The following is a 19,507-nucleotide window of genomic DNA, read 5'->3' on the forward strand; positions in this document are numbered from 1 at the left end:
ATTGACTCCAAAGAGAGTAACTAGATTACTCACATTCGCATCAGGCGCCGAAGTGACTCCAAAGAGAGTAACTAGATTACTCACATTCGCCTCAAGCGCCGAAGTGACTCCAAAGAGAGTAACTAGATTACTCACATTCGCATCAAGCGCCGAAGTGACTCCAAAGAGAGTAACTAGATTACTCACATTCGCCTCAAGCGCCGAAGTGACTCCAAAGAGAGTAACTAGATTACTCACATTCGCCTCAAGCGCCGGCCCCAGCCCTCACAACGCCTTCACGATGCCGCCGTCCACGAGCAGCGCCTGGCCCGTGACGTAGGTGTTGGCGAACGAGCCGAGGAAGACGGCGGCGCGGGCGAACTCTTCCGGCGTGCCGAACCGACCCAGCGGGATTTGCGCCGCGGAATCGCGGTACACCTCGTCGAGGGATACGCCGCGCTCGCCGGCGATTCGCCGGTTCAGCTCGACGAGCCGATCGGTGCCGATCTTGCCCGGCGCGATCGTGTTGATCAAGATGCGATCCGGCGCAAGCTCCGTCGCGAGGCTCTTCGTCAATGCATTCACCCCGGCGCGGAAGACGTTGGACAAGATCAATTGGTCCAGCGGCTCCTTCACCGACATCGACGCCACGTTGACGATGCGCCCGCCGTCGGCCGCGCTTCGCAAGTAAGGCAGGGCCTCGCGAATAAGCCGGACGACGCTCATCAGCGTCAGCTCGAAGCCGCTCTGCCACCCGGCGTCACCGAACGCCTCGAAGCCGCCCTGCGGCGGACCGCCCGCATTCGTGACCATGGCGTCCAGCCCGCCATAATGCTGCGCTGCCGCCTTCACGGCGGCGCGAATGTCGCCCGCGTCGCGCACGTCCATGCGGACGGCAAACGGCGCGCTCCCCGCTGCTTCAGCGATCTCATCCCGCGCAGCTTCGAGCTGCCGCTCGTCGCGGCTTGCGATCGTCACATTCGCGCCTTCGCGCGCGTATTCAAGCGCGATCGCTTTGCCGAGCCCCTTGCTGGACGCCGCGACCATAACGGATTTCCCCCGTAGTCCCATATCCATGAGACAATTCCCCCTTTCCCCAAAATGAGATGCTCGCTGCCTCGATCAAATGTTCCGCGATAAGTCGACATAACGGCTTACCGAATTGCCGACACCACTAATATTGAGCCCGCCTCGCCGGTTGAGCCGGCCGTCATGATTCTCCGGCCCCGACCCTTCGCCCAAGCACGGCCAAGTCTCGTTCCATGCCGTCGAGCACGGCCACGCGCGGGTAATAGCCCCATTGCTCGAAGCCGAACTTGCGCAGCAGCCGAAGGCTTGGCTCGTTGTGCCCGAACACGAAGCCGAGCACCGTCGTTACGCCCAGCCGCGGGCACTCGCCGAGCACATGCCGGAGCAGCGCGCTGCCGACGCCGGTTCCCCGAGCCGCCTCGCCAACGTAAATGCTCAGCTCAACCGTCCCGTCATAGGCCGGTCTTCCATAAAATGTACTCAAGCTCGCCCAAGCCATCACTTGTCCGTTCCGCTTGAGCACCCACAGCGGACGCCGATCGGGCGTGTGCTCCTCGAACCAGGTCCGGCGGCTCTCCACGGTGACAGGCTCCAAATCCGCGGTCACCTGCCGCGAAGCGACTGTGCTGTTATAAATATCGACGATAACGGGCAAATCCTCCGGCTTCGCGAATGCAATGACGTCGCCATTATCCATCTTGATCTCCTGCTCCATGCCTGTCCATCCCTCTCCAAGTAAGCGTCTCTCTCGATTCTACCCGACGAATGGAAGAGGAACAACGTGGGGCTTCCCGGCAGGCCTCTTTTCCATTTGCAACCTAATAAAGGCTTCGCTATAATAAATGAGAACACATATTCTTATGGAACGGAACCCGCGGCCGGTTTGACGCAATGAGCCCCGCAGTGACCGTACACGAAAGGGGCTATACCGTTGGCCAACGAGAATATCGTCATCAAGGGCGCAAGAGCCCACAATTTGAAAAATATCGACGTGACGATCCCCCGCGACAAGTTCGTCGTACTGACAGGACTGAGCGGCTCCGGCAAGTCGTCGCTCGCATTCGATACCATCTATGCGGAAGGGCAGCGCCGGTACGTGGAATCGCTCTCCGCCTATGCGCGACAGTTCCTCGGCCAGATGGACAAACCGGACGTCGATTCGATCGAAGGGCTGTCGCCGGCCATCTCGATCGATCAGAAGACGACCAGCCGCAACCCGCGTTCGACGGTTGGCACGGTGACGGAGATCTACGACTATCTCCGGCTGCTGTTCGCCCGCATCGGCCGCCCGCACTGCCCGGACCACGGCGTGGAGATCACGTCGCAGACGGTGGAGCAGATGGTCGATCGGATCATGGCCTACCCGGAGCGTACCCGATTGCAGATTCTAGCCCCGATTGTCTCCGGACGCAAGGGCGAGCACACGAAGCTGCTGGCGGACGTGCAGAAGCAGGGCTTCGTCCGTGTGCGCGTCAACGGCGAGATTCGCGATCTGTCGGAGAGCATCGAGCTAGAGAAGAACAAGAAGCATTCGATCGAAGTCGTCGTCGACCGGATCGTCGTGAAGGACGATGCGGCTCCCCGTCTCGCGGATTCGCTCGAGACGGCGCTTAAGCTGTCCGGCGGCCAAGTGCTCATCGACATCATCGACAAGGAAGAGCTCATGTTCAACTCGAAGCTCGCCTGCCCGATTTGCGGCTTCTCGATGGAAGAGCTGGCACCGCGCATGTTCTCGTTCAACTCGCCGTTCGGGGCCTGCCCCGAGTGCGACGGCCTGGGCGCGAAGATGGTCGTCGACCCCGATCTGCTCGTCCCGGACCGCAGCCGCAGCATCGAAGAAGGCGCGTTCGAAGCTTGGGCGGGCGGCTTCTCCAACTATTACCCTCAATTGTTAGCGTCGATGTGCGCCAACTATGGCATCCCGACGAACGTACCGATCTCGGAGCTTGATGACAAGCAGATGCAGAAGATTCTGTACGGCACCGGCGGGGAGAAGATTCGTTTCCGCTACGAGAACGAATTCGGCCATTCGCGCGAGGCGCATATCCCGTTTGAAGGCATCGTGAACAACCTGGAACGGCGCTATCGCGAGACGGGCTCGGAAGGCATTCGGGAATTTATCGAAGCCTATATGAGCGCGAAGCCTTGCGGCACTTGCAAAGGCCACCGGCTTAAGCGGGAAGTGCTGGCCGTTACCGTCGGCGAGCAGAACATCTCTTACGTGACGTCGCTCTCAATCGGCGATTCGCAGCGGTTCTTCTCCGCGCTTGAGCTGACGGAGAAGGAGAAGCAGATCGCGAATCTCATTCTGAAGGAGATCAACAGCCGGCTCGGCTTCCTCGTGAACGTCGGCTTGGAATATTTAACGCTGTCGCGTGCGGCGGGCACGCTGTCCGGCGGAGAAGCGCAGCGCATCCGGCTGGCAACGCAGATCGGCTCGAGCTTGATGGGCGTCCTCTATATTCTGGACGAGCCGAGCATCGGCTTGCATCAACGGGACAACGACCGGCTCATTCAGACGCTGGAGCATATGCGGGATCTCGGCAACACGCTCATCGTCGTCGAGCATGACGAGGATACGATGCGGGCCGCCGACTACTTGATCGATATCGGTCCGGGAGCGGGCATTCACGGCGGCAGAGTCATCTCGCAGGGCACGCCGGAGCAAGTGATGGCGGACGGCGAATCGCTTACGGGCGCTTACTTGAGCGGCCGCAAGTTCATTCCCGTTCCTCTCGAACGCCGCAAGCCGAACGGCAACTGGCTGGAGATCAAAGGCGCGAAGGAGAACAACCTGAAGAACCTGAGCGTGAAGATTCCGCTGGGCGTCTTCACGGCGGTCACCGGCGTATCCGGCTCCGGCAAGTCGACGCTCGTCAACGAGATTCTGTACAAGACGCTGGCGCGCGATTTGAACCGGGCGAAGACGCGCCCGGGCGAGTACAAAGAGATGACCGGCATCGAGCATCTGGAGAAGGTCATCGACATCGACCAGTCGCCGATCGGCCGAACGCCGCGTTCGAACCCGGCGACGTACACCGGACTGTTCGACGACATCCGCGACGTGTTCGCGATGACGAACGAAGCGAAGGTTCGCGGCTACAAGAAGGGCCGCTTCAGCTTCAACGTGAAGGGTGGACGGTGCGAAGCCTGCAAGGGCGACGGCATCATCAAGATCGAGATGCACTTCCTGCCGGACGTGTATGTGCCTTGCGAGGTGTGCAAGGGCAAGCGGTACAACCGCGAGACGCTCGAAGTGAAGTACAAGGGCAAGAATATCGCGGAAGTGCTGGACATGACGATCGAGGATGCGACGGAGTTCTTCGCGAACATCCCGCGCATTCACCGCAAGGTGAGCACGCTGCTAGACGTCGGCCTTGGCTACATGAAGCTCGGCCAGCCGTCGACGACGATGTCCGGCGGCGAAGCGCAGCGCGTGAAGCTGGCGGCGGAGCTGTACCGCCGCAGCACCGGCAAGACGCTCTACATTCTCGACGAGCCGACGACCGGCTTGCACGCGCACGACATCGCCCGCTTGCTGGAGGTGCTGCAGCGGCTCGTCGATTCCGGCGAGAGCGTGCTCGTCATCGAGCATAACCTTGATGTTATCAAGACGGCCGATTACTTGATTGACCTCGGCCCTGAAGGCGGCAGCGGCGGCGGTACGCTTGTCGGCGTGGGCACGCCGGAGCAGCTTGCCGCGAATGCCAAGTCTTACACGGGCAAGTATCTTGCCCCGATTCTGGAGCGCGACCGCGCTAGAACCGAAGCCGAGCTGGCGAAGGCATAAGGCCTGGCAGCTAGCCAGAAGCCGTCTGCGATCCTTGATCGGCAGGCGGCTTTTCAGACCGATGGAAGGACCCGCAGCAAGGGGAAGGAGCAGACTAATGGAAGTGAACATGAAGCGAATTGCCGCCGAGCGGGCAGTCGAATGGATCGAGGACGGCATGACGGTCGGTCTCGGCACGGGTTCGACCGCTTATTGGGCGATTCTGCGAATAGCCGAGCGAGTGAAGGAAGGGCTGAACATCCGTGCGGCGGCCAGTTCCATTCGCTCGGAGGAGCTGGCGAAGGAGCACGGCATTCCCTTCGTATCGCTAGACGAGATCGACCGGATCGATCTCACGATCGATGGCGCGGACGAAGTAGATCCCGACCTGAACCTCACCAAGGGAGGCGGAGGCGCGCTGCTCCGGGAGAAAGTGCTGGCGGCGGCCAGCGATAAGTTCGTCGTCATCGTGGACGAATCCAAAGTGGTCAGCTCGCTCGGAGCATTCCCGCTGCCGGTCGAGATCGTGCCGTTCGGCTCGCGCCTCACGTTGAATGCGCTCGCCGCACTCGGCGGGCAGCCGACCGTTCGCGAGAAGGACGGGCAGCGGTTCGTCTCGGACAACGGCAACTGGATCGCCGATTGCCGCTTCGGCCGAATCGCCAATCCCGCCCAGCTGAGCGCAGAGTTGAACCGGATTCCCGGCGTCGTGGACAACGGCCTGTTTACAGGCATGACCACCGCGGTCGTGGTCGGGAAGCTGGACGGAAGCACTAGCGTGCTTCGGCCGTAGTGATCATTGAGTCGTTTCGACTCCAGCCCCAATAGGGCTCCCTCTCCAATAGCGCCATGCGGCGCGCGGAAGCGGGAGCCCTTTTTGCCATCTGGCTCAAAGCCGCCGTGCTGTTCTCCGTCTGTTAGAGCGGCAGATCTCTCCGGCGGAACGCGGCGATACCGGCTGCGAAGCCGAGCAAGCCGATCAGCGGGAGCAGCACGCACGCTACCGCAATCTGTCCTCCGCCGCTCGCGATGTCCGCGGGGCGGAACAGCGAGAAGGCGGAGAGATAACGCAGCCATTCGACGCTGCCGCTGATCTTGCCGAGCAGATCGAGACTGAACATGCCGATCGTGACGGCGCCGGAGATGCTGAGCGCGCGCTTCTCATCGTTCACGATCGAAGAGAAGAAGAACGAGAGGCCGCTGATCGCGAAGAACAGCAGGAAGATGACGGCGTTCATCAACAGGAAGCGGGAAGCGTCGAACGCATATCGGCCGCCGATGATCCAAGCGCTGCCGGCGAAGCCGGAAGCTGTCGTCACGGCGACGATGACGAACAGGCCGCAGACGAGTACGGCCGCTTGCGTGAACGCGACGCGGCCGCGGGTCGTCGGCGTTGCCAGCAGGTAAGCCATGGAGCCGCGGTCCACGAGTCTCGCCATCAGCTGCGTCGATAGCATAATGCTGAAGATCGAGAGCAGCAGCGGCAGAATGAGGCCGTAATATTCGCCGGAGATGAACGATTCCATGCTGCCGAATCCGTTCTCGAAGCCGAAGGCGTTCACGAGGCCGGCAGGGAGAGACTCGACCATATCGTTCAAATCCGCTGAATTCTCAGCAATGCTGGGGTACAGCCAGAACATGAGCAGCATATAGAAGGCGGAGCCGACGGCGTAGTTCGATATCCCCTTCGCATTCACCTTCATCATCTGGCGGAACAATGGCGTGTTCATCGCGAAGCCCCCTTCCGGTCATAGTAGTGCATGAACACGTCCTCCAGGTTCTGGACGGCCACATCAAGGCTGCGAATCCGATACTTCGCGGCCTCCCGAATGAGCGCGTCGTAATCCCCTTGCACCGCCGCTCTCACCCGGCTGCCGTCGCGTGACTCCGCATGCACGCCCTCCGCGCCCATGAATGCGACGGCATCGGCTTCCTTCTCGAACAGGATCTCGATGACCTTCCGCTGCATCGACTGCAATTCGTGCATGTTGTTCACGGCGACGATCCGTCCGTCCTTGATGATGGCCGCGCGGTCGCACGTCCGTTCGATCTCGGGGAAGCTGTGGGAGGACATGAGGAACGTCGTTCCCTTCGCCTTCTCCTCGAGGACAAGCTCGATGAACAGCTGCTGCATAAGCGGGTCAAGGCCGGATGTCGGTTCGTCCAATACAATGACGGCGGGATCGTGCATGAACGCGGCGACGATGCCGACCTTCTGCTTCATGCCCTTCGACATCTTCCGAATCGGCGTGTCCGCGTCGAACTGCAGCCGTTCGATGAGCAGGTCGCGCTTGACGCGGCTGTCCACACGCTGCATCCGGGCGACGAACTCCAGGAATCCTCGTCCGGTCATCCCATCGAGGAAGGCGATCTCCCCCGGTAAGTACCCGACGAGCTTCTGCACCTCGCTTTGATGCTTCCATACATCCAGTCCGCCGATCGCGACGCTGCCCCGATCCGGCTTCATGAACCCCATGATGTGGCGAATCGTCGTCGACTTGCCTGCTCCATTCGGGCCGAGGAAGCCGAACACTTCCCCTCGTTCCACCTCGAACGTGACATCTGCGATCCCTCGCCCGCCAGGATACGTCTTGGTCAACCCTTGCACCTTCAGCATCGATTCCGACACCGCCTTATTTCGTGAAATAATTTAAACTTATGATTTCACAAATTATATTATGCGGGTAACCCCTCCACGTCAATGAGTTGTGAAATATATTTGTGATATAATTTCATCAAATCAAACTAGCCGTGCAGGGGTGGACTTACATGAACGGATTCGAGAAGCGCGCGCAGCTCCTCAAACAGAAGATCAAGAAGGCCGTTCTCGACATGCTGAAGACGTGGGAGCCCCGCAAAATCCGCATCGCCGATATCGCCGCTGAAGCCCATGTGTCGCAGGTGACGATCTACAATTACTTCGGCAGCAAGGAGGCGCTTCTCCGAGAGACGATTAAGGACTACATCGATGGGGCGGTGGCCGGCTTCGAGGCTTTCTTGAACCGTGAGCCCGCTCCGTCGTTCAAGGAGATCGTGCAGTACGCGGTGTTCCACGACAAGGAAGCGTTCCGCTCCTTCCGTCCGGAGATATTCAAGCAGCTGCTGATCGAGGACCGCGAGATGAGCGATTATATGGAGCGCATTACCCGCGATTGGGCGATGCCGCTGTTCATACGCTGTATCGACGAGGCGAAGAAGAGGGGAGAGATCTCCTCCGGGGTATCGACGGCAACGCTGATGACTTTTTTCAACATGTACATGGCTCAATCTTCGGCGTTCCTCGACCAAGCGCAGCAGAGCGGCGACCCGGAGGCGTTCGTCGAGGAGCTCGTCTATCTGCTGTTCTACGGCATCCGCGGCCAAGGAGACGGCGAGCAGGGAATATAGACCCATTGTCGAAAAGGTTAGAATTACGCTGACGCGCGGACAACCGCATCACGTCACCGAACCCAAGCGCTGGAGGCTTCCCGATGCTGTTCGTATGGCTCGCTTTATGGTGCGTCGCCGCGTTCATGGCGCTGGCGGATCGCCGCTCCGCCGAGCTGAAGCGCCTCGGCGCCGTCGCCTTCTTCGGCGGAACCGGCGCGCTGGCGGCGGTGCTAGATGATCAATTCCTCCCCTATCTAGATCGGATCGGCGGTTACGAGCGCTGGGAGCCGCTTCTGTACGACATACAGGCTGTGAGCGCCGTATCGTCATATTACGGCATTCCTTACTGCTTCCTGCTGTTCGCTCTCTCGTTCGGCGGCGCGAAGCTCTCTCCCCGCCTCCGGTATGCGGTGCCGGGAGCGCTGCTGGTTCCGATCGTCGGCAGTGTGCTATTTACGCCCTCCTATACGGAGCTCAATCCGATCTCGTTTGACTTCACCGTCTGGTGGGCGGTTCCCTACATTGTCGCGGGAGCTGGGATCGTGCTCCTGCGCAGGCCTCGCCATTCCGCGTGGGCGCAGTCGTACGCCATCGTCTGCATGGCGGTGCTGCCGCCGATGCTGTTCTTCGCCGTGATGAACTACCTGCTGCCCAGCCTCGGCATGCGGCGAATGTGGGTGTACAACACTTGGCTCGTCGGGCTTGGCGTCGCGTTGTTCGTCGTCGGTTTGTTCACCTATGGCTTCCTGGGGCTTCGCCTGCTCGTCGACCGCCGCCGGCTTGATTCGACGCTCCGGGCGGTGACGTCCGGCACCGCGATTCTCAACCATGCGATGAAGAATGATGCGGGGAAAATCAAGCTGTTCGGCGAAAAAATGAAAGCCTACGCCGAATCGACCGGCCAGCCCGAGCTGCTGGCCGATATCGAGACGGTGCTGTCCGCCTCGCGGCACATGCAGGAGATGATCTCCCGCGTGCATCGGCGGACGGAGGATCTGGCGCTGCGCCCGGCGGAAGCCGATCTCGGCGCGCTGGCGCGCGAGACGGCGGCAGCATTCGCGCCGCGGCTCGGCGACGTGCGGCTGACGGTAGACGCGCCGGACGGCTGGCGCTGCGTGCTGGACCGGGAGCAGGTGCAGGAGGCGCTGCACAATCTCATCGCGAACGCGCTGGAAGCGATGGAGGGCCGCGGAGAGCTGCGTGTTGCCGTGACCGAGACGAAGCGCGAGCTGGTCGTGGAGGTGCGCGACAGCGGCCCCGGCATGAACCGTCGGGAAGCGGCGCGGGCGATGGAGCCGTTCTTCACGTTGAAGGAGGGCGGCACGAACTTCGGACTCGGCTTGCCCTGCGCGTACCACGTCATCCGCAAGCATGGCGGGACGCTGCATATCGACAGCCGCAAGGGAGCGGGAACCCGCGTGTTCCTGACGTTCCCGAAGCGGAAGGTGCGGGCGCGCTTCGTCGGGACGATTGTGGGAGGGGGGAGAATGGCGCATGGAACCGATACGAGTATGGATCGTCGAGGATGACCCCGACTGGCTGCGAGGGCTGTCCGATTACTTGAACCGGCAGAACGATATCGAGGTCCGGTTCGCCTCGGGCTCGCCGCAGGCGGTTCGTGAGGCGCTGCAGGGAAGCGGCGGACGCCCGGAGGCGGACGTCGTGCTGATGGATATTATGCTGCACGGCGCGCCGGACGGGATCGCGCTGGCGGAGGAAGCGGCGCTGGCGACGGGCGCCAGCGTCATTATGCTCACTTCGCTCGAAGAGAAGGATTTCATCTTGCGCTCTTTCCAGGCGGGAGCGATCGATTACCGTGTGAAGTCCGACTTCGAGGCGCTGCCGGAGGCGGTCAGAGCGGCGGCGCGCCGGCTGTCGGCGATCAGCCCGCAGGCGGCGGAGCGGATGCGCGAGGAGTTCCGTCGGCTGAAGCGGATCGAGCGGGAGCTTGAGGTCCGGAAGTTCCGGGACCTCGTGACGCCGTCGGAGCTGGAGATGCTGGAGCTGATCGATCGGGGCTATTCGCAATCCCAGATCGCGGACAAGCGGTTCGTCTCCATCCGAACGGTGAAGAACCATGTGAACAACATCCTGCGGAAGCTCCGATCCGGCAGTTCCAAGGAAGCGGCTCGCCAAGCGAAGGAGATGGGCTTGTTCGGGGAAGAGTCCGGCGGCGGGCCGAAGCGGGAGGATACCTAGCGAAGGCTCGCGTTGCTGCTTCGGCCGGAAGCGGAACATAGAGGCGCTGCCTGTATACGGGCGGGGCATACTGAGATGGTACCAGATGAAGATGGTACTATTTTTGTTGCGCCGATCTTCTACAATGGGGCTGTGAGATGAGACTGGCGCTGGATCGGCTTGATCCGGCGAAGGAGGGGCTCAGATGAGATTCGAAGCGTTCTCTCTATCGCATTGGGCGGCGCTCGCCGCCGCGGCGCTCACGGTCGCCGCCATCTTCGCTTGGCGCGATCGGCTGCGGCGGCCGGGCGCGAACCGCACGGCTAAGTACGGACTCGCCGCTGTCCTCGCCGGCAGCGAAGTCGCCCTGCAGATCTCCTATGTCATCCGCGGGACTTGGAGCGTCTATTCGCTGCCGTTCGAGCTGTGCAGCCTTACGCTGTGGCTGTCGGCCGCGCTGCTGCTGACCGGTAAGCGTTGGCTGTATGAGGCGGCCTTCTTCCTCGGGACGCTGGGGACGCTGCAGGCGCTCCTGACGCCGGACTTAAACGATCCGTTCCCGTCCTTCTACTACTTCCACTTCTTCATCGGGCATATCGCCATTCTGGCAGCGAGCGTCTTCATGACCGCGGTCGACCGCTTCCGGCCGACGTTCCGCTCCATGCTCCGGGCGCTTGTCTGGCTGCATGCGCTGGCCATTCCGGCCGCTGTCGCCGACATCTGGGCCGGCACGAACTTCATGTTCTTGGCGCACAAGCCGCGCACGGCTTCCATGCTGGATCTGCTGAGCCCGTGGCCGTGGTACCTGCTTGAGCTGGAGGCCGTCGCCTTCGTCCTCTGCTTCGCGCTGCTCGGCGCGGTGAAGGCGGCTGACCGGTGGACCCGGCGCAAGCGCGGGAGGAGCGGCAGGTCCGGCAGCAGCGGGAGAGAGGAAGGCGAAGGCGCGGGAGACCGCGGACGCATGCGCGCAGCCTCGGCGAAATAAATCGCCGTCACCGAACCTTTCGTTCTCGGCGCTCGTTATAATGAGAGATATTAAGCGGGCGACAGCGGAGGGACTATGGATAAATTGAAGAGAGCGGCTGGCATCTTGATTCGGTTCGGCTGGACGCAGGCGCTGTGCTGCCTGTTCCCGGTCGTTATTTTCTCCGCGATGGCCATTACGAAGTTCGTGCACGTGCCGTATGTTCCGCGGTACGACCTCATTCTGCTCATCTGCGTGGCAATGCAGGCCGCTATGGTTCGCTACAAGCTGGAGACTTGGGATGAGCTGAAGGTTATTACGATGTTCCATCTGATCGGGCTGGGACTGGAGCTGTTCAAGGTGCATATCGGCTCCTGGTCGTACCCCGGGGACGCTTGGACGAAGATCGGCGGAGTGCCTCTATACAGCGGCTTCATGTATGCGAGTGTCGCCAGTTATATATGCCAAGCTTGGCGTAGGTTTGACCTGCGCTTCGAGCGTTGGCCGAATTCGTATGCAACGGCGGCGATCGCCGTGCTTATTTACGCTAACTTTTTTGCGAACCATTACATGACGGATGTGCGCTGGTGGCTGATGCTCGCGCTGCTGGCGATCTTCTGGCGCTCTTGGGTATCCTTCCGCGTCGGCAGACGCACGCTGCGGATGCCGCTGCTCGTCTCATTCGTGCTGATCGGCTTCTTCATCTGGGTGGCGGAGAATATCTCCACCTACTTGGGGGCGTGGCAATATCCGAATCAGGAGGTGCGCTGGAGCTTAGTGCATTGGGGCAAGATCAGCTCATGGTTCCTTCTTGTCATCATTAGCATAATCATCGTCGTACAGCTCAAAGATTTGAAAAGCCGCTTGGAAAAATGAAAAATCCCGAGCGCGGCCCGGGATAGCGGATTGCGGTTAGCAATAAGTTAATCGTTCAAGTAACGCTCGCGGATGATGCGCATATGGTGGAGCTCATGCCCGGCGATGACGTAGGCAAGCGCCCGGGCGGAGATCGAATGCTCGCTGGCGGTGCCCGTTCGGAGCCATGCTTCGTCGGTCAGCCCGCGAAGCAGCGTCAGCGTCGCCTTGCGAACCGCGATGTAATCCTCCACCAGCTGGGGCAGCTGGAAGAGATCAAAGTTGCCGCCTGGCACCAGCACATCCTGGTTGTAGCCCGGCAGCGGCGTCGTGTCGCCTCTCGCGATGCGGAGCAGCCGGTAGCTCATGATTCGCTCGTTGTCCGTCACATGCCCGATCACTTCTTTTAAACACCATTTGTCCGGCGCATAACGATAATAACCTTGCTCCTCCGTCAGTTCATCCAGCAGACTGACCATCTCGCGCTGCTGCCGCTCCAGTAGGTGCAGAATGTCGCCATCCGGCACCAGCTCGATATAGTCGCTGAAGTGGCCAGCGTATTCGTCCTTGTCTGGTCTATCCCTCATCGGAACCCTCCTGCCATCAATTTACAAGTAGGATAGGGCTCGCGCCCCGCGATTGTCAAGGCAATTCCCTTCATGCACCGATCTGCACTGCGTTGTCGGACTCGCCAAGCGGATCCGGCAGCTCCTCCGTCGCCTCGCGGTCGGCGATGAGTACCGCGGCGGCGCAATTCAGATGGACGTTCGCGGCCGTGACGAACGGGTCGATGACCGGCGTGACGGCGAGCAGCATGACGACGGCGGTGCCGTAGGGCAGGCCGAGCGGCGCGGCGACGATCGACAGCATGGACAGCGAGACGACGGCGGGGGATCCGGCGCCGGCGATCGCTGCGATGACCGCGCCGGCGACCGCGAGCGGCAGTCCGCTCCTGCCGAGCGGGATGTAATAGAGCTGCGACAGGAACACGAGGCACATGGAGAAAATAATAACCATGCTGTACCGGCACAGAATGACGCCCAGCGGCACGACGAGGTTCGTCACCTCGCGGTTCAGCCGGAAGCCGGAGCGCAGCGCCTCTAGCATCGAAGGCAGCGTCGCGATGCTGTTGCGCGTGCCGAAGCCGACGATAAGCGAGGTCTTCAACACAGACCATGAACGTCCGTAAGGGATTCGCAGCCGCCAGGCGATCACGAGCGACGATAGCAGCATGAGCGCGGCGGAGACGGCCAGCACGAGGAGGACGAACCGTTCCATGGCGAGCAGCATGTCCAGACCGGTCTGCGCGATCTGATTGGCCATAATGCTGAGCAGCGCGAAGGGGAGCAGGTACAGCGACCACGAGATGATCTTCTGGAACACCTTGAAGAGCAGATCCAGCAGGCTTAGCAGCGGTTCGCTTCCCGAAGCGGGGAAGAAGCCGACCGTGACGCCGAACAGGACGGAGAAGAACAAGATCTGCAGACTCTGCCCGTCGACGAGCGCGCTGAAGATGTTGGCCGGAATCATCTCGCGAAGGAAGGCGAAGAAGCCGGTATCTCCGGCGCTGTCCGCCGCTTCGGAGGCCCCGCTGCCGCTCTCGGAAGCGAGCAGCGTCTGCCCGAGCGTCTCCCGCGCGCTTGCGGACAGGCCGTGGCCCGGATGCCCGAGCAGGCCGGCGACGGCGGCAATCGCGCTGACGGCGAGCAGCATGACGACGAACACGACGGCCATGCGCCGCACCTGTCCGGCAATATGATGGGAGGAGAGCAGCCGCCCGAGGCTGGGAATGATCGAGGTGATCATGATCGGGATGACGCACATTTTCAGAAATGTCAGATACAAGTCGCCGAAGACGGACAGCTTCCCGGCCAGCGGCGCGTCGTACAGTCCGATCGCGACGCCCAGCGCGATGCCGAGCGCGATGCTCCAGCCCGACTTCAGCCAGTGCCAAGGGACGTTGAATCCACGGCTGCTCCGGAATTGTTCGTTCATGGCGATCCCTCCGGACTCGGGTAAGTGGTGAGCCAGTCGTCGATGCGCGGCAGATTACCGTCGTACTTCAGATTGAGATACAGATTCAGCCAGTACAACAGCTGATCGTTGTCCGGCGCCACGGCGATCGCGAGCGGGTCGCGCTGTCCCTGCAGCAGCACCGTCTTAAGCGAGATTGCGAACTGGGGATTATCGTAGATCGTGCGCTTGATCTCGTTCTCGTCATAGAGGATGGCGAAAAGCTTGCCCTGCAGCAGATCGTCGACCATCTTCCCCGTATCGTCATAGAGCGCCTTCTCGGCGTCCGGGAACAGGTTGTCGGCGTAATCGACGAACGACGTGCCTTGGCGGATGCCGACCTTGGCCCCGAGACTGTCGATGACCCTCAACGGGTCGTCGGCTTCGCGCCCGGTCTTCGCGAGTTGGGTGCGGTTCACGAGCAGCGCCTGGCTCAGCACGAGGTAAGGCGATGTGAACTTGACCTTCCGGGCCCGCGACAGCGTGACGCTAAGCTTGGAGACGGCGATGTCGGCTTCTCCCCGCACAATCTGGTCGACCACCTCGTCGAAGGTGGCGGCCGTTCGGAGGAAGACAGGCTCCACGCCGAGCTGATGGGCGATGTCCGTCGCCAGATCGATGTCGCCGCCGGCGAGCTCCTGCCGGCTGTTCTTGTAGAAGAAGGGATAACGGTCGTCCGCGTACAATGCGACGGTCAGCTCCCCTTTGTCGATGATCGCCCGCAGGTCGGCGGGGAGCAGCGACGGGTCCGGGACCGGCTGGACGGCCGGCGCGGGACGAGCGGCGACGGCGGCGGCCGCGGCGCCGCCCGCCCCGGCCGAGTCGCAGCCGGCAAGCAACAGAGCCGCTGCGGCCGCCAGCGCGAGCAGACCGCCGCAGCGCCGGAACGGCTTGGCGCCAAGAGCCATGGTCATTCACCGACCCCTCCTATATTTCCGCTATTTTCCGACGTTATTCTACCATATCCATCTCTGATTAAAAATGCTATTATGACAATAATTGATAGGATCCCGGATTCGTGCGGGCCTGAAGAACTGCGGCGGCGTATCGGTTAGGCGGAGAGGATGGGCGAACGTGAACAGGCGAACAAGAAAGGGTGCTGCGGCCGTTGCGGTGCTGCTGGCAGCGATGCTGCTGGCCGGCTGCGCGGGCGGCGAAGGAGCCGGCCGCGGCAGCGGCAAAGGCGATATCGTCATCGGCGTCGGGTGGCCGCTGGCAACCCGCAACGAGGGATTGGCCGAGGGTGTGGCGATGGCGGCCGAGGAGATCAACGATGCGGGAGGCGTGCTCGGCCGCCGGCTGCGCATCGAGAGCATCGACGACGGCGGCCTGCCGGCGGAAGGGCTGGACGCGGCCCGGCGGTTCGCGGACGATCCGGACATAGCGGCCGTCATCGGGCATCGCGGCTCGTCGGTGTCGATTCCGGCATCCGACGTGTACGAGCAGGCGGGCATCGTCATGCTGTCTCCGGGCTCGACCTCGCCGAAGCTGACGGAGCGGGACCAACAATACATATTCCGAACGATTCCGAGCGATGCGCGGATCGGCGCCCGGATGGCGCAATTCGCCGCGTCCAAGGGCTACCAGCGGGTAGCGATTCTATACTCGGACGATGAATACGGCCGGGGGCTGGCGAACGCCTTCGAGGACAGCGGCAAGGAAGCGGGAATCGAGACGATCGATCGGCTGACCGGCTACGCCGATCGGACGGATCTCGCCCGGATCGTGCGCGGCTGGAAGGCGCTTGCGTGCGACGCGGTCTTCATCGCAGACGTTATGCCTGCCGCAGGCCATACGGTGGCGGATCTGCGGCAGGCTGGCGCCGCGTTCCCGATTCTAGGCGGCGACGGGCTCGACTCGGCGGAACTGCGGGAGCTTGCGGGGCCGGCGGCCGAAGGCGCTGTCGTCGCTTCGATCTTCAATCCCGAGGATAGCCGCCCGGCGGTGAAGGACTTCATGCAGCGCTATGAAGCGAGATACGGCGAGCAGCCGGGCAAGTGGGCGGCGCAGGGCTACGATGCGCTGGATCTGCTGGCGGACGCGATCGCCAAGGCGGGTTCGGCGAAGCCGGCGGCAATCGCCGAGGCGCTGCGGTCCATGAGCGGCTGGGAAGGCGTCACCGGCAGCCATACGTTCGATGCGTCCGGCGACGTGACCGATATGCCGGTCGTGCTCAAGACGATGGCAGGCGGTCGCTTCCAATACAGCGGCGGACAGGAGGGGTAGCGTGGCAGCCAAGAACATTTTCCGCAAGTCGGCGATCGACCGCCTGTCCTCCCCGGAACAGCTCGATACGCTGCCGCGCATGACGTCGCCCAAGGGCTGGCTCATTCTGGCCGCTGTCGGGCTGCTCGTCGCGATCGCGATCGTGTGGGCCTGCACGGGCAGCCAGTCGGTGACCCTCGCCGGTCAGGGCGTCATCGTGCGGCCGGGCGGCATCGTGACGATCGGCTCGTCGGTCGCCGGTCAGGTGACCGACGTTCGCGCGCAGATCAACGATCGGGTGAAGCGCGGAGACGTCATCGCCCGCGTCGGCCAGCCGGAGCTGCTCGAGCAGCTGGCGCTGCTCCGGAGCGAACGGGAGACGGCCGCCGGGGCGGACCTTGCGAAGCTGGATGCGGCCATCGATACGCTCGAGCAGCAGATCGCCGAGAGGACACGGATCGTCAGCCCGTATGACGGGCGGGTGCTCGAGGTCGGCGTCCGGAAGTACGACCCGTTGGACGCCGGAAGCGCGGTCGCGACGGTAGAGCTGGGCGAAGAAGGCTCCAGCGGCTTGCAGGCGGTTATGTACTTGCCGGCGCAGACAGGCAAGCAGGTGACGCCTGGCATGGAAGCTGCGCTCAATCCGACTTCGGTGAACAAGGAAGAGTACGGCAACCTGCTCGGCCGCGTCGTGTCCGTCTCCGAATATCCGGCGACGTCGACGAGCATGATGGCCACCTTGGGCAACGAAGCGTATGTGCGCGAGCTGTCGGCTGGCGGCCAGGCGCTGCTCGAGGTCCGCATCGAGATGCTGACGGACGGCTCGACGCCGAGCGGCTACCGCTGGTCGACGAAGAAGGGGCCGCCGATGAAGCTGGAGAGCGGCACGCCGATGACCGGTTCGATTACGCTGTACAAGCAGAAGCCGATCACGAACGTGCTTCCTTTCTTGCGATGAGAGGAATGGGAGCTGTGAGAGCTTGGTTCGGACGGATCCGCAGGCGCGGGGACGAAGGCGGGGGAGCCGCGCCGGCTGCGAGACGAGTGAAGACGCCGACCGTGCTGCAGATGGAGGCGGTGGAATGCGGCGCCGCGGCGCTGGCCATCGTGCTGGCTCATTACGGCCGGCACGTGCCGCTGGAGCTGCTGCGCGTCGAATGCGGCGTCTCCCGCGACGGCAGCAAGGCGCTCAACATCGTCAAGGCGGCGCGCGCTTATGAACTGGGGCCGAAGGCGTACCGCAAGGAGCCGCACGAGCTGAGGACCATCGGCGGACCGATGATCATTCACTGGGAGTTCAACCACTTCGTCGTGCTGGAAGGGTTCGGCCGGAACAAAGTGTATCTGAACGACCCGGCCTCCGGCCCGCGCACGGTAAGCTATGAGACCTTCGATGAAGCGTTCACGGGCGTCGTCATCACGTTCGAGCCGACGGCGGAGTTCACGCAGTCGCGCGAGCGGTGGCAGACGCTTCGCTCGCTGCGAAGCCGGCTGACCGGAGCGGGCGACGGCATCGCGTACGCGGTGCTGGCCGGCTTGCTTCTCGTCGTGCCGGGGCTGGTGATCCCGGCGTTCAGCCGTATTTTCGTAGACGACATCTTGCTCGGGGGGCTGCAGAGCTGGCTGCTGCCGCTTCTGATCGGCATGGGGCTGACCGCCCTGCTGCGGGGCGTGCTGACGCTGTTGCGCCAGCACTTCCTGAACCGGCTGCAGGCGGGCATGGCGATGAACATGTCCGGCAAGTTCTTCTGGCACGTGCTCCGGCTGCCGCTCGGCTTCTTCCAGCAGCGGCACGCCGGCGAGATCGCGTCGCGTATCGGGATCAATGGCCGGCTGGCGCAGCTGCTGGGCGGCGAGCTGGCGGGCACGGCGCTGGATCTGCTGATGATCGTGTTCTACTTCATCCTGTTAATTCAGTACAACTGGCCGCTGACGCTGCTCGGGCTGGCAATCTCGCTGGCGAACTTCGGCTATTTGAGGCTCGTGTCGCGGGCGCAGATCGACCGGAACCGGAAGCTGATGCTGGACGCGGGGAAGCTGCAGGGCGTCTCGATGTCCGGGCTGTCGATGATGGAGACGCTCAAGTCGAGCGGCTCGGAGTCGGACTTCTTCGCGCGGTGGGCCGGTTGGCAGAGCAAGCTGATGAACACGCAGATGAAGCTGGGCGAGATGGGGCAGGCGTTGTCGGCGGTGCCGACGTTCCTGTCGGCGCTTAATTCGACGGTTATCCTCATCGCCGGCGGCTTGCTCGTGATGAACGGCTCGTTCACGGTCGGGATGCTGGTCGCGTTCCAGAGCCTGATGGCCAGCTTCATCGGCCCTGTGGGCCGCGTGCTCCAGCTGGCGACGGCCGTGCAGGAAGTGTCCGGCAGCCTGGCGCGGCTGGACGACGTGTACCGCTACCCGCTCGACGCGGCGGCGGCGCGCGAGGACCAGCCCCGCCGCGCGGCGGACGTCGGCGTTGACGCAGGCGCGGAACATGAGGCGGTGCTGGCAGCCTGGCGGCAGCCGAAGCTGCAGGGAGCGCTGGAGCTGTCGGGCGTGACGTTCGGCTACAGCCCGCTGGATCCGCCGTTAATTCAGGACTTCAGCCTGAGGCTGAAGCCGGGCGAGCATGTGGCGCTCGTCGGCGGCACGGGCAGCGGCAAGTCGACGATCGCGCGGCTCATCACGGGGTTGTACGAGCCGCAGGCGGGCGAGATCACGTTCGACGGCCGTGCCCGGGCGGACATCCCGCGCGCCGTCATGGCGGGCTCGCTGGCGTCGGTGGACCAGGAGATCCGCCTGTTCCAAGGTTCGATCCGTGACAATCTGACGCTGTGGGACGACACGGTGCCGGCGAACGACCTGATCGAAGCTTGCCGGGATGCCGGCATTCACGACGACATTATGGCCCGTCCCGGCGGGTATGAGCACGAAGTATCGGAGAACGGCGCGAACTTCAGCGGCGGCCAGCGGCAGCGGCTGGAGATCGCGCGCGCGCTCTGCGGCAAGCCGTCGCTGGTCGTGCTGGACGAAGCGACGAGCGCCCTGGATCCGGTAACGGAGAAGCGCGTCATCGACAGCCTGAAGCGCCGCGGCTGCACCTGCGTCATGGTCGCGCACCGTCTCAGCACGATCCGCGACGCGGACGAGATCATCGTGCT

General features: G+C 62.7%; 17 protein-coding genes. 10 read left to right on the top strand and 7 right to left on the bottom strand.

Annotated features, from left to right (window positions below):
* Positions 1-264 precede the first annotated feature (264 nt).
* A complete protein-coding gene (locus H4Q31_RS19530; RefSeq protein ID WP_185180741.1) occupies positions 265-1,056 on the bottom strand; it encodes an SDR family oxidoreductase in 792 nt (263 codons plus the stop codon).
* 133 nt (positions 1,057-1,189) lie between these two features.
* Positions 1,190-1,723 carry a GNAT family N-acetyltransferase gene (locus tag H4Q31_RS19535; RefSeq protein WP_245347357.1) on the bottom strand — a complete coding sequence of 178 codons (534 nt, stop codon included), beginning with the start codon at positions 1,721-1,723 and terminating at the stop codon, positions 1,190-1,192.
* Between the two features lie 216 nt (positions 1,724-1,939).
* On the opposite strand from H4Q31_RS19535, the gene uvrA reads away from it, so the two are divergent.
* Positions 1,940-4,798, top strand: coding sequence for an excinuclease ABC subunit UvrA (uvrA, locus tag H4Q31_RS19540; protein WP_185180742.1), 2,859 nt, complete (start codon positions 1,940-1,942; stop codon positions 4,796-4,798).
* Positions 4,799-4,901: 103 nt separating this feature from the next.
* Positions 4,902-5,570, top strand: a complete 669-nt coding sequence (rpiA, locus tag H4Q31_RS19545) for a ribose-5-phosphate isomerase RpiA (RefSeq protein WP_342590957.1) — start codon at positions 4,902-4,904, stop codon at positions 5,568-5,570.
* Positions 5,571-5,694: 124 nt separating this feature from the next.
* On the opposite strand, the gene H4Q31_RS19550 is transcribed toward rpiA, so the two are convergent.
* Both H4Q31_RS19550 and H4Q31_RS19555 read right to left on the bottom strand, forming a co-directional pair.
* Positions 5,695-6,507 carry an ABC transporter permease subunit gene (locus H4Q31_RS19550; protein WP_185180744.1) on the bottom strand — a complete coding sequence of 271 codons (813 nt, stop codon included), beginning with the start codon at positions 6,505-6,507 and terminating at the stop codon, positions 5,695-5,697.
* The gene (locus tag H4Q31_RS19555; RefSeq protein WP_185180745.1) at positions 6,504-7,394 is read right to left on the bottom strand and encodes an ABC transporter ATP-binding protein; all 891 of its coding nucleotides are present in this window, start codon (positions 7,392-7,394) and stop codon (positions 6,504-6,506) included. The genes H4Q31_RS19550 and H4Q31_RS19555 overlap by 4 nt, the downstream gene beginning before the upstream one ends.
* Before the next feature lie 152 nt (positions 7,395-7,546).
* Between H4Q31_RS19555 and H4Q31_RS19560 the strand changes: the two genes are divergently transcribed.
* The 5 genes from H4Q31_RS19560 (at position 7,547) to H4Q31_RS19580 (ending at position 12,164) form a co-directional block, all read left to right on the top strand.
* Positions 7,547-8,164 (top strand): TetR/AcrR family transcriptional regulator, encoded by a 618-nt coding sequence (locus H4Q31_RS19560; protein ID WP_185180746.1) that lies wholly within the window; start codon positions 7,547-7,549, stop codon positions 8,162-8,164.
* A gap of 83 nt (positions 8,165-8,247) precedes the next feature.
* Positions 8,248-9,675, top strand: coding sequence for a sensor histidine kinase (locus H4Q31_RS19565; protein ID WP_185180747.1), 1,428 nt, complete (start codon positions 8,248-8,250; stop codon positions 9,673-9,675).
* Complete coding sequence (locus tag H4Q31_RS19570) at positions 9,641-10,345, top strand: response regulator transcription factor (RefSeq protein WP_185180748.1); 705 nt, start codon at positions 9,641-9,643, stop codon at positions 10,343-10,345. The genes H4Q31_RS19565 and H4Q31_RS19570 overlap by 35 nt, the downstream gene beginning before the upstream one ends.
* Before the next feature lie 184 nt (positions 10,346-10,529).
* Positions 10,530-11,309 (top strand): YwaF family protein, encoded by a 780-nt coding sequence (locus H4Q31_RS19575; RefSeq protein WP_185180749.1) that lies wholly within the window; start codon positions 10,530-10,532, stop codon positions 11,307-11,309.
* Between the two features lie 75 nt (positions 11,310-11,384).
* Entirely contained in the window at positions 11,385-12,164 is a 780-nt protein-coding gene (locus tag H4Q31_RS19580; protein WP_185180750.1) for a DUF817 domain-containing protein, read from the top strand.
* Positions 12,165-12,211: 47 nt separating this feature from the next.
* Here the strand turns inward: H4Q31_RS19580 and H4Q31_RS19585 are convergent, their stop codons facing one another.
* The 3 genes from H4Q31_RS19585 to H4Q31_RS19595 all read right to left on the bottom strand — a co-directional run bounded on the left by H4Q31_RS19585 (position 12,212) and on the right by H4Q31_RS19595 (position 15,070).
* Positions 12,212-12,730 (bottom strand): DinB family protein, encoded by a 519-nt coding sequence (locus tag H4Q31_RS19585; RefSeq protein ID WP_185180751.1) that lies wholly within the window; start codon positions 12,728-12,730, stop codon positions 12,212-12,214.
* A gap of 70 nt (positions 12,731-12,800) precedes the next feature.
* Entirely contained in the window at positions 12,801-14,138 is a 1,338-nt protein-coding gene (locus H4Q31_RS19590) for a dicarboxylate/amino acid:cation symporter (protein WP_185180752.1), read from the bottom strand.
* Positions 14,135-15,070: an ABC transporter substrate-binding protein gene (locus H4Q31_RS19595; protein ID WP_185180753.1), complete on the bottom strand. Its 936-nt coding sequence runs from the start codon at positions 15,068-15,070 to the stop codon at positions 14,135-14,137. Before H4Q31_RS19595 ends, H4Q31_RS19590 begins: the two co-directional genes overlap by 4 nt.
* A 160-nt stretch (positions 15,071-15,230) precedes the next feature.
* Between H4Q31_RS19595 and H4Q31_RS19600 the strand changes: the two genes are divergently transcribed.
* The 3 genes from H4Q31_RS19600 to H4Q31_RS19610 all read left to right on the top strand — a co-directional run.
* On the top strand, positions 15,231-16,382 hold the full coding sequence (locus H4Q31_RS19600) for an ABC transporter substrate-binding protein (RefSeq protein ID WP_185180754.1): 1,152 nt from the start codon (positions 15,231-15,233) through the stop codon (positions 16,380-16,382).
* A 1-nt stretch (position 16,383) separates the two neighbouring features.
* Positions 16,384-17,319 (top strand): NHLP bacteriocin system secretion protein, encoded by a 936-nt coding sequence (locus H4Q31_RS19605; protein WP_185180755.1) that lies wholly within the window; start codon positions 16,384-16,386, stop codon positions 17,317-17,319.
* A 14-nt stretch (positions 17,320-17,333) separates the two neighbouring features.
* Positions 17,334-19,507: NHLP family bacteriocin export ABC transporter peptidase/permease/ATPase subunit (locus H4Q31_RS19610; RefSeq protein WP_221626917.1), on the top strand; the 2,174-nt coding region annotated here is incomplete at its 3' end.

This window comes from Cohnella lubricantis (assembly GCF_014212015.1).
GTDB classification, from domain to species: Bacteria; Bacillota; Bacilli; order Paenibacillales; family Paenibacillaceae; genus Cohnella; species Cohnella lubricantis.